The 11,215-nt window shown below is 35.9% G+C and carries 5 protein-coding genes; 2 read left to right on the plus strand and 3 right to left on the minus strand.

Going from position 1 to position 11,215, the window contains the following annotated elements; genetic code table 11:
• Positions 1 to 844 precede the first annotated feature (844 nt).
• Positions 845 to 1,876, minus strand: coding sequence for a septal ring lytic transglycosylase RlpA family protein (locus tag ACP6PK_RS09145; protein ID WP_426559345.1), 1,032 nt, complete (start codon positions 1,874 to 1,876; stop codon positions 845 to 847).
• An 807-nt stretch (positions 1,877 to 2,683) separates the two neighbouring features.
• On the opposite strand from ACP6PK_RS09145, the gene purM reads away from it, so the two are divergent.
• Together purM and ACP6PK_RS09155 are read left to right on the plus strand one after the other, a co-directional pair.
• The gene (purM, locus tag ACP6PK_RS09150; RefSeq protein ID WP_426559349.1) at positions 2,684 to 3,679 is read left to right on the plus strand and encodes a phosphoribosylformylglycinamidine cyclo-ligase; all 996 of its coding nucleotides are present in this window, start codon (positions 2,684 to 2,686) and stop codon (positions 3,677 to 3,679) included.
• Positions 3,680 to 4,315: 636 nt separating this feature from the next.
• The gene (locus ACP6PK_RS09155; protein WP_426559346.1) at positions 4,316 to 6,091 is read left to right on the plus strand and encodes an ABC1 kinase family protein; all 1,776 of its coding nucleotides are present in this window, start codon (positions 4,316 to 4,318) and stop codon (positions 6,089 to 6,091) included.
• 655 nt (positions 6,092 to 6,746) lie between these two features.
• Here ACP6PK_RS09155 and ACP6PK_RS09160 read toward each other — a convergent pair.
• The gene (locus ACP6PK_RS09160; RefSeq protein ID WP_426559347.1) at positions 6,747 to 8,669 is read right to left on the minus strand and encodes a flavin-containing monooxygenase; all 1,923 of its coding nucleotides are present in this window, start codon (positions 8,667 to 8,669) and stop codon (positions 6,747 to 6,749) included.
• A 402-nt stretch (positions 8,670 to 9,071) separates the two neighbouring features.
• A complete protein-coding gene (locus ACP6PK_RS09165; RefSeq protein ID WP_426559348.1) occupies positions 9,072 to 10,754 on the minus strand; it encodes a DUF6200 domain-containing protein in 1,683 nt (560 codons plus the stop codon).
• Positions 10,755 to 11,215 lie beyond the last annotated feature (461 nt).

Below are 11,215 nucleotides of genomic sequence, written 5' to 3' on the forward strand. Positions count from 1 at the left end.
GTTTTAACCTTCTTGTAATTATCAATTATCCATTATCAATTATCAATTAATGAAATACTTAGTTTTTTTAAGCTTTCTGACTTCAAAAATTTTAATTAATACCAATTTCATAAAATCTTGTAGAGTCTGAGTTTGTTCGTAGGTGGTAAATATTAGGTAAGCATTCAGCTATTAGCAGTCATCTCTCAGATTTTTAAATAAGACCCTGCTCTTAAGGGTAGAGTTTAAATAAATGAAGCAAGCATTCCCTGAAATTCTACTACATTTTTAACCAGATAACTGAAGGACAAGAACGACGAGCTTGAGTTTCCAAATAAAGGTCATGAAGCTGTTAGCGCAGCTCCTCCGCTGGAGGCTAGCTAATAGCTGATAGCTGACTGCTGAATGCTTACAATATTAGATTGTAAGAGAAGCATAAATATCTTAATTAATATAGCAATCTGCGCATTGGTTGTGACAAATCAAAAAGTAAATAAAAAACTCAAACTACCACCTATTCCCAAAAGGTTTTGAATTTTGTACAATACTCAAATAGGATTGCTATCGTTTTACAGATAATTTTAATCTAACCATCTTTTTGGAATCGAGTATAATACAATTCATGCCAAAAGAATGTTAAAAATAACCCAATCAGATCGTGGGAAACTTAATTTCTGATTCTGGAAATATGAAGATTTACTTACTACTTACTACCTCAATTTTTTTGGTAACAAACATTTATCATACCTGTATAAAAGCTAAAAAAATAGAGGAAAAGTTGATCTTTTCCCCCTCCCAATTTTTGCTTCTTACCACCTTTTAATCAATTGAATGTAAAACAGATCGCCAACTACCTTAAAGCTGATTATGATCCACGAGATTCGATAACCTCTACTTTGACAGGAGCAACCCCACTTTGAATCATACCTAAAATACGAGCCGCAGCAGATGATACATCAATCACTCTACCTGGAGTAAATGGACCACGGTCATTGATTCTGACAATAACTGAACTACCATTATTTAGATTAGTTACTCGTACTTTTGTCCCAAAAGGCAGAGTTTTATGAGCAGCAGTCATTACATATTGATTAAAACGCTCACCACTGGCGGTCAGGCCACCATGAAATCCAGGCCCATACCAAGATGCCCAACCTTGATATTGGAAAGTAATTCGTCCAACAGCAACTTTTTGTGGCTCCGGTTGTGGTTTAGGTTTTGGTTTGCCTGCTATTTCTTTTAGAGGAGGAGCATTATTAACTTGTCGCCGTAGGCGGTTAGTTGCTTGTAAAGTATCTGTTGCTAAGTTCTTGGTAGTATCTGGCAGAATAGTTTGGTCATTTATTTCTACTAATTTTTGCTCATTGACCAGAATCATGTAACCTTCCCTGTCTGCATCCCACTTTGCTGTAATATCTAGATTGGGACTTTCCTGAATAAGTTGATTTAGTCGGGAGGCAACTACTGATGCTCGCCACACGGAATCTTTTGGTTGGTCTGAGTTAGAAGATTGAATAGTACCTACTTTCACCGAAGAGTCTGAGTTTTGATTATCTGTCTTCTTGTTAGTTTCCTCAGAGTCAAGAAAAGTAAGAACTGGAATATTACGAACATAAAGAGTTGCAGCTTGGCGACCGACCAGTTCATGGGCAAGAATTTTAGTAATGGTATTTTGCCCTTCTTGTGTGTTTAACTGGTATTCTCCAACTTTTAGAACATCTGCTTGTCTGTTGGCAATGGCTTTCTGTGAATTATCATTTGTTTCTGAACTTCTATCTATTAGTTCGTTTTGTCGATCAATTTTTCTTTCCGGAAAAGTATCGGCATAACAGGACACTACACCTAAACTAGAAAATAGAAGGAAAGTAGTAAGACCAGTCCAAATTTTGTGCTTCATCAAGATATTTTTTTTACTAGCACTCGTTGAGTTAGATTTACCTTGGTATAGTCCAGTGATGACTATTCCGGATAACTCAGACTCTTCGATGTTTAAGTATTATTAAGGAACTGAAATAGATTATCACAAACTTTTAAATTTGGGAAACAAATCTTAAAATTTTTTTGGTTGATTTTCTACAAACAAGGCTGATGGTAGAGACGCAACTATTAACCAAAAACCTTGTTAAACCTATCCATTTTCTGGATTTTTGTTTGCGTAGCATTCCGCAGGAAGCGTTCAAAATCTCAAAAATCGTCCTAAATCTGGTACAATATAGGAAAAAGTGCCTTTTGGAAACAGTTCGGTAGATTTTAGCTGCCAGGCGAAGTTCGCTTGGATACTAGTACTACTATCAGTGAAAACAATTCTTCTGTTATCACTCGTAGAAGAAAGGTAATAACGCGCTAGTCCTTTAAGGATTAGCTTTGCAGGCAACAGCCTTTACCGTAACGGTAATGCCATACTATTATCAGAGATGTCCAGTGATGAATAGATTTGATAAGGTTAAATGTTGCACTTATAGAAACTAGACATCGTTGAAGTAGCACTCAGCACTCAGCTATCAGCTATCAGCTTCTCAAAGTGTGTAATGGGCGACTAAAAACCCTATTAACACACAGCAAGTTCTTTAATTTTCCAGGAAAAGTTGATAGCTGGTAAAAAAAAGGGGGTCTGCAAATTACTTTTGCAAGAAAATAATCTTCAGAAAATAGTCCCTTGTATTTTGTTGTCTAGCACACAATTAAAGTTTTGGCCTAATACATGATGGATTATAAACAAGCTGGTGTTGATGTTGAAGCTGGTCGTGAATTTGTTAATAATATTCGTAATATGGTTATTAGTACCCACCGACCGGAAGTTTTAGGAGGGTTAGGTGGGTTTAGTGGATTATTTGCTTTACCAACAGGTTACAAAGAACCTGTTTTGGTTTCTGGTACTGATGGTGTGGGTACAAAATTAAAATTAGCAAATACTCTTAATTGTCATCATACTGTTGGTATTGATTTGGTTGCTATGTGTGTCAATGATGTATTGACATCGGGGGCGGAACCTCTATTTTTTTTGGATTATTTGGCAACAGGAAAATTAAATCAACAACAGTTAACTGAAGTGGTTTCTGGTATTGCAGAAGGATGTCGTTTAGCGGGATGTGCTTTAATTGGGGGGGAAACCGCAGAAATGCCTGGTTTTTATTCCCCTGGTGAGTACGATCTGGCAGGTTTTTCTGTGGGAATTGTAGAAAAAAGTTTAATTTTGGATGGCTCTCAGGTAAAATTAGGTGATGTGGCAATTGGATTAGAAAGTAGTGGCATTCATAGTAATGGTTTTAGTTTAGTTAGAAAGATTATTGATGAATCCAATATTTCTCTACAAGATAGCCTAGATTTTTTGGAGGAAAAAAGTTTAGGAGAAGCGTTATTAACCCCCACAAAAATCTATGTCAAACCAATTTTGGCAGCGCAAAAAGCGGGTTTAAATATTCATGGTATGGCTCATATTACTGGGGGTGGTTTACCAGAAAATTTACCTCGTTGTTTGCCAACAGGAATGTCTATTGATGTCGATAGAAATAGTTGGGAAATTCCTCCTATTTTTAGGTGGATATCCGAAGTTGGTAATGTGGATGAGGAGGCAATGTTTAATACTTTTAATATGGGGATTGGTTTTGTAGTTTTGGTATCACAAACTCAGGCAGAAATGGCAATTAATTGGTTTGCTTCTCAAGGAATAAGAGCTTATAGTCTGGGTGAGGTTAATTAGTTTTTGATAAAATATTTATCTATAGGAATTTGTTTGGATAAAGCTGAATAATAGCATTTTCCCAAGAAAAAAACAATCACTATAATAACTATGTATATATAATGTATATATATATTAATTAATTATTTATTTATTTTTTTTGTGTCAATCATTAGTATGATAATAAATATAATTCAGTAATCGACTTTTTTGTTTTCCTCTGGGGAAGAATAGGAGGTTAGTTTGCTTATTTATTGTTGATAGTTATAACTTTTCAGCTATTCCTAATTTTAAAATATGAGAGCTGATTTTTTCAGTAAATATTAAGAGACTAAGTTTCTTTTTAGTCTTGGGTTTTGCAAGTTATATTTCACTATAACTTAAATAATTTAGCACTAGCTTAAATCAGAGTTTTCCTATTAAATTCTCGCCAAAAGCTAAATTTATGAATCAGCTTTGAGAGATGTTTCCTATAACGAAACTCACGAATTTGTCCTGAAAAAATTGATATTATACTTAATGTTTAATATTTTAATTATTTCAACTATTGCAATTAAATTTATATAGAAATATGCTGAATATAAACTATATTTTATATTTAGAGCCGAAATCAAAATTATAAACAGAAAGCTACGTCTTTTCTAAGAGTATGATAGAATGGTAAACAAGAAATATATTCCAACACAACTGATTGAAAAAAGGAAAAGAAAAAAAGTCAAGATTGTAGAAAAAATAGAGGAGCGACGAGTCACCACTCCTTATGTTCTTCGGCGATTCATTATTTATTTTTTAGGTGTACAGTGGCGCAGGTTTACTCGCAAACCAGATATGGAAAAAACAGCATCTCAATTGCGAGAAATATTTGAAGATTTTGGTGGTTTTTGGGTAAAAGCAGGTCAGGTCTTAGCACTACGAACAGATCTTTTGCCAGAACCTATATGTGATTCCTTACGCAATTTACAGTCTGAAGCACTTGGTTTTCCTTTTGATGCTGTACGCTCAACTGTTGAGTCAGAATTGGGTGTTCCTTTGAAGAAAGTTTTTACAGTTTTTGATGAGGAACCCCTAGCAGCAGCTTCTATTGCTCAAGTTCATACTGCTGTTTTGCGTAAAAAACAAATTCCTGTAGTTGTCAAGGTTCAGCGTCCTGGTTTAGAAAATGCTTTCAAGCGAGATTTAGAAGTAATTAAGGGTCTGGTTAATATATTAATTTTCTTGAATATTGCTACTTATTTAGGTTGGGGTGAATTTATCACAGAATTGGAAAAAACCTTTCAAGAAGAACTAGATTTCAGATATGAAGCAAGCAGCACTATCAGGATGAAAAAGTCTCTGAAAGAACATAAAGTTTTTGTGCCGAAGATATACGAAAAATATTCTAAACGTCGGATTTTAGTAATGGAGTTTATAAATGGTGTAATGATGTCAGACTATATCAAAGCCTTAGCAAATAAACGTTCTCTAGCTGTGAAATGGGAGGCAGAAAATAATATTAATCGAGTCAAACTTGGGGAAAGGATATACTTGTCCTTCTTCCGACAACTATTTGAAGACAATCTATTTCATGCTGATTTACATCCAGGTAATATAATATTGTTGCGTAATAACAAGTTTGTGCTGATTGACCACGGCAGTACAGGTTCTTTGGAAGCAGAATTAAGGAATACTTACTTGAACTATATTAATGGTTTAGGGGAAGGAAATTTTACCAAAGCAGCTGATTACTATATTCGATTTGGTGTCGGTGTTCCTAAAGTGGATATTGATAGAGTGCGAGTAGAGATGGGGCGTCAGTTTGAGAACTGGTATGTCAAAGCTAGGGTTAAAGGAATACCATTTCGGCAAAAATCTTTAGGTGGAGCTATTAAAGGAGTAGTTGATGTTGCTTTCGGTTATAGAATCCCTACTAACTGGGATTTTTTAAAACTTACTAGGTCTGTTCTAGCATTAGATGGTTCAATACAGTATCTATGGCCAGATATAGATGTTTTTGACATCATTAATAAGTATAATAAACAAGCACGACGTCGTGCTTTAATTAATGGTTTACGTCCTGATAATATTCTTAAATGGGTTGGCCAAGCTTCAGAAGTTGTGAATCAGTATAATTATTTAACATTGCCAGAGCTTAGAAAGCGAACAAATGCTTATGAGTTGACAGTTAATCAGTTTGCTCTCTCAATGGTAGTGATTTTGCGGAGGTTATCTTATGTAACGTTGGTCTCTGAATTTGCTATATTGTATATATTCCTTTATCAACACTATTTTGAGGTTATTCAGCCGATTAATACTCAAATAATTGATGAAATAGTTAGCAAGTTCCCATATATACCATACTTAGAGTGGGTTGGAATATTAATTGTTGTGGGATTGATTTTCCAAGTTTTATTAGCTTGTGTAGGAATTTTAGGGCGCAAAGAGTTAAATGTTTAAGGTTAATACCAATTTCATACAATATTGCTACAGTCATAACACAGGGAGCAGGGAATAGGGGGAAGAAAAACATAAATATTAAAGAAGAACAAAGGTTTTATATCAAATCCGTTGGCTTCGGAGTATTATAAGAAACCGGGTTTATGGGGGATAAATGGTAGGGACGTTGCATGCAACGTCCGTACAAGGGCATTTTATATAAACCCGGTTTCTACGCTTTTTTACACCGATACTACCGGATTTGATATTATTTCCAGAATTTATGGAATTTATATTTTTTCTTGTAGGAATAAATCAAAAATTATGATGTAATATCAAATCCGCTTGATTGGACATAAAAAAATTCTCGAATCGTCATAACTACACTCATCTTTGTAATTCTCTCTCCTCCTGACTCCGTACGGACGTTGCATGCAACGTCCCTACCTCCTGACTCAATTACGATTTAACCAATCTATAACTGTTTAACCGGATTTGATATGACTCCTCCGCAATACGATAACTAATTACCCGGATTCTATATGAGACAACTTTTAACAATAAAATACCTGTAAAGATTATAGATAATCCTTACAGGTATTGATAAATTATCTTAGCAGATAAAGCTATGGCGCGATCGCCAATTATATTTTCTTAAGTTCAACGAACCAAATAATTAACTGTTACCAGCCATTTCGCGCTCTAATAATTCACTTTGAGGAATTCCGTCATTTTCAAATACTCTGGGATTAGTGTAATCCAATCTGTTTTCTTCAGGAAAAGAGATCAAAGGCATCATAGTGTCATTGTCATAATTTTGCCAAGGCAAAGTTTGTCCTAGTGCAATTAGACTCGGTAATGTGAGTGGTAAAAATCCCACCACAAACCTGAATAAATCTACTGTCATATATAAAGTATAAAACAGTAACCCTGAAGCAATACTTATTATTGGTGATAAGTTAGCTCCCCAAAAACAGATTGCAGAAACAATTATAGATAGGATATAAGGGAACAAAAGACCAATTGCCAGAAAAGGTAATAGATTAGACTGAGGACGAGTTCCATAAACTTGATTAATCCTTTCAGCGTACCGTTCGCGAGCACCTGGAACTGCTCCAGTTCCATATTGACGAAAACGTAACGGCATTGGGGCTCCTAATAGAAAACCTTGAAGTTGCTTCCAAGAACTGAGGTGCTGCCAAATTTTAGGTTGAGTACCAAGTAGTTCTGCTATGTCTTCCATCCATTGATCGAAGAAGTAGACGTGAGGCCAACGCTCTGTCATTTTTGGATTTTTCTTGGCGTGATCGTCAGCTTCTTTTTTAGTTAATTTTCTCAATTCTTCTTTCTCTGGCAACTTACACTCACCAGAAAAAACTTGAGCAACCAAGCGTGACTGCATTTCTGCCATAGCAGGGATCGAACCAACAGTTGGTCGAACAAAGCCTACAAATCCTAGATTAGGCATATCAGGGTGGAAACAGCCTTTATACAATTCTTGGTGTCGGTATTGCCAGTTATCAGGAAACTCGATTAAGGCAGCTCCAGGCTTAAACCCTGTGTTAGCTACTACCATATCTACTTCTTCTCTACTGCCATCTGGGAAGTAAGCACCTGTTTCATCAAAGCGTTGTACCTTACCCTTTGCTGTAATCTTACCACTCTGAACTAAATATATGATGTCATCAGGATTAGCACTTGGTCGAGTCAGGTTACCACTAACATCTCCAAAATTGCTGTTAGGTTTAGGCCAGTATTTACCTGCCCAATAGTTGGGAATATAAGCTGTTGGCAGCCATTCTTTAGGCAAGTTTTGTAACCAAGGATGCCTGTTTGCATAAGCAGTTCGTAATGGCTCTGGTAGGCGAGTAATCCAACTCATTTGGACAGTCAATAATTCCTGGTAGTCCTTAATATATTGACCTATTGGCCAGAACTGTATCTGATCGAAAGGTTTATTAGTGTAAGGATAAACCCGAGGAGCAAAATTAAAAGCACCTGCTGCCACAACAGTTTTAGCTGCTACACTGCTAATTTCAGAGCTAATTCCAATGCCACTTTCACCAAGACCCATGCACACTACTTTTTTACCCCGAAATTCTTCTGGGTCTTTATACTTGAATCCGTGCATTATAGTACCAGTAAACTTATCTAGTCCTGGAACTTCTCTAAGAACTGGTTTGCCATGTAAGCCAGTGCTAATAACTACATAATCGTAACCACTGTAAGTTTCCTTATCAGTAATTACATCATATTTGCCATTGCCATCAGTGCTGCGAGCTATCGCCTTAACTTCAACTCCAAAGTGAACTTTATCTTCTAAACCATAATGTTTAGTAAATGAGCTGAGATACTCCATCATTTCTTCTGGCTTCATAAAGTCAGCATATTCACTTGGTGCTGGGTAACAGCCATATTCAGTCATCCACTTGGAAGATGTGAGAGTGGAAGTCTTCCAGCAATATTTGTGCCATACACCACCTAAAGTTGCTTCCTTTTCTAAAATTGTTAAGTCCAGACCAATATCTAGAAGTTCTTTGGCAGCTATTAGACCAGACGATCCAGCTCCTACAACTATAGCTCGTTTTGTTTCTGTCATTACTATATTTCCTAATTGTTAAAGTTTTTTGACTTCTGGCTTAAGAATTATTTGATTTTATTTAATAATGATGATATATTATTCTCTATTTGTCAATACTTTATGTTGTGAACATTAATATGAACTTTCTGATAAAATTTAGTTACTAATATCATGTCCGGTTGAATAGTTATAATTACAGCTTGTACTTCGGCTTTAGCCCTATCTACCGTTAGGGCTAGAGCTTTACTACAAACAAAAACTTTTTTATCACTGATTATCCGGACATGATATAAAATACCAAATTGAGGAAAATAACCAGAAATATTGGCAAGATTATATTAATTTTTTAGTTGTAATTGAGAATATTATTTGGGTAGCTACGATCTAAAAATTAGATGTAGCTTAACCCAAAAATTCTCATCAGCCTTTTTTCTCAACTATTAAAATTAGAGGCTGTGCATTTCTCTCTACATCACCTGATTGTTTGAGTTGTGCGACAACATCAGATATATTTTCTAGTAGCTTGCCTTCCCCACGATACAAATCTTTAATATCGTCATTCTTGGCTTTACCATAATTCACTAGAATAGTATTGGCTTGTTGCTTCTTGTTCTCTTCTTTACCAAGTTTTGCATCTACTTGACTTGTAATCTTTCCTTTGAGTTCAAAAAACTCTTGAATACCGTAATGTGTAATATATTCGTCTGTGTGCTGGTAAAAGAACTGCATATACCAATCCATGAGATTATAAATGCTTTCACCATTAATTAAGCCACTAGGAAGAGCAGACATAATCAAAGAAACAGGTGAGAATGGTAATGGCATAGGCCATATCTGATCAAGCACTTCCTCAAACACTGACTCAATTTTCTCATCAATCAGGTCTACCGTCACACCTTCGTCAATGATTTCAGTCAAAGATTTTGAGATTATAGAACTCCCTAACTCGATGGTATTTTCTAATGTATCGTCAAAGAGTGACATAACGTTACCAATACCTGGAATTTCTTCTAACTGCTCTAAGCTCTTCAGAAAGACGTACATTATCATTCCAGAACACTGATCCACAAGAAACTCTTTTACTTCTGGATATTGGTTAATATGTTTGATGCGGAAGTCATTATTTATCTGTCCAGAATAAGGCGGTTGAGTGGTAATGTATTGAAAGTCATGGTGTTCAATCGTCCTATTCCATACTGAACAGAAAACATCAACCAACGGAGTCGAGGGAATATCAGGCTCATAAATGGTTCCAGTGTTGTCAAGACCTTGCTTTGTGGCAAAATTAGGAACAATATCAATAGGAGACCATAAACGTTGAGTTTTCTCACCACCAAGTTTTGAGGCATAATAGGTCTGAAAAGCTTTGTTTCCTGGAGTTGGGGCTGCCAGGGAAAAAACTTTTATTGTAGCTATACCTTTGCTATCCCATTCTGACGGACGTTCAAATAATGATAGAGCCGTAAGTGGAGCCAATGCACCTGCTAAACTGTGGCCTACTACAAAAAGATCTATTGGTTTAGTAGAGCGACTGGTTATGTTCTGGAGAGCATCCATAACCAAACCACCATTACTATCCTTAGCCTTGTTAAGTACCACATTTAAACCCCTGGTAAATCCTGAAGAGAGTGAGGGTTCAGTAGTAGCCTCATAATTTGCTCGGCTGTCCCAAGGTTTACCATTATTCCACTTTTTAGTTGAGAATAGATCGCAGTCTTGAAACATCAGACTGTACAATGACTTCATATTTGTACCAGCTATACAAAGAACATAAGTATCTTTTTCTGGGTTGTTATCATTGTACTTGGCAATGTACAGTGTGTTGTCATTCACTTCAGAAGTTGGAAATTGATAAATAGCCACACCCCATACAAGTTCCCATGTTCCTATCAATCTTTTGACTCTGGCATTGGCAAAAGTTTCCTGAATTGATTCAGTTGCTAGTTGTTTTAAATATTCTTTTGGACCTACATAAGTCTTAGGGTGTGAAAGGCAGTAGATCAGCCATATATGGGAGTGCAGTATTTGTTCCCAGGTGTATTCTGTTGATGGAGCTTTAGGTGCTGCAGGTTCTGTTTGTAGAGTTCTATATTTTGTTGCCACTGTAATCTCTCCTTAATTTAGTGGTGCAAAACTGGATCGTTTGAAAACAGTAGGGACAATATTTGGTTTGAGGGTATGATCTACAAGCTGGTTGCCAAATCAAATATCAACCCAATTAATTAGGGCTTGCTGATTAAATCTCAAAGTCTTTACAAATAGAGGCTTGAGGATTTATAGGTATCAAAAAGTGCTAGCTTTTAGGTAGTTCCGGTTCAAAAATTTAGCATTTTGGGGTAACTATGGCAGAAAAATTACGGGATAATTCTTCCGACCACCTCATTTATAATTCCCATTTCTCCTGAATTCTAAATTCAGACTCGGTATTCCTACCCTTACCGAAATAATTAATAATTAAACAATTAAATAATTAGATCATTCACGCCTTGAAGCCTCCCCTTTCAAGGGAAAAAAAATAAATCTTTTCCTTATTCGTCAATCCTCTCCCTAAAAGGGAGAGGTAA

It is taken from the genome of Dapis hubbardiae BLCC-M172 (assembly GCF_050016015.1).
Taxonomy (GTDB): domain Bacteria; phylum Cyanobacteriota; class Cyanobacteriia; order Cyanobacteriales; family Microcoleaceae; genus Trichodesmium.

Coding starts and splice junctions, on each gene's coding strand:
- ACP6PK_RS09160 (WP_426559347.1), bottom strand. CDS start 8,669: ATGACAGAAACAAAACGAGCTATAGTTGTAGGAGCTGGATCGTCTGGT.
- purM (WP_426559349.1), top strand. CDS start 2,684: ATGGATTATAAACAAGCTGGTGTTGATGTTGAAGCTGGTCGTGAATTT.
- ACP6PK_RS09155 (WP_426559346.1), top strand. CDS start 4,316: ATGGTAAACAAGAAATATATTCCAACACAACTGATTGAAAAAAGGAAA.
- ACP6PK_RS09145 (WP_426559345.1), bottom strand. CDS start 1,876: ATGAAGCACAAAATTTGGACTGGTCTTACTACTTTCCTTCTATTTTCT.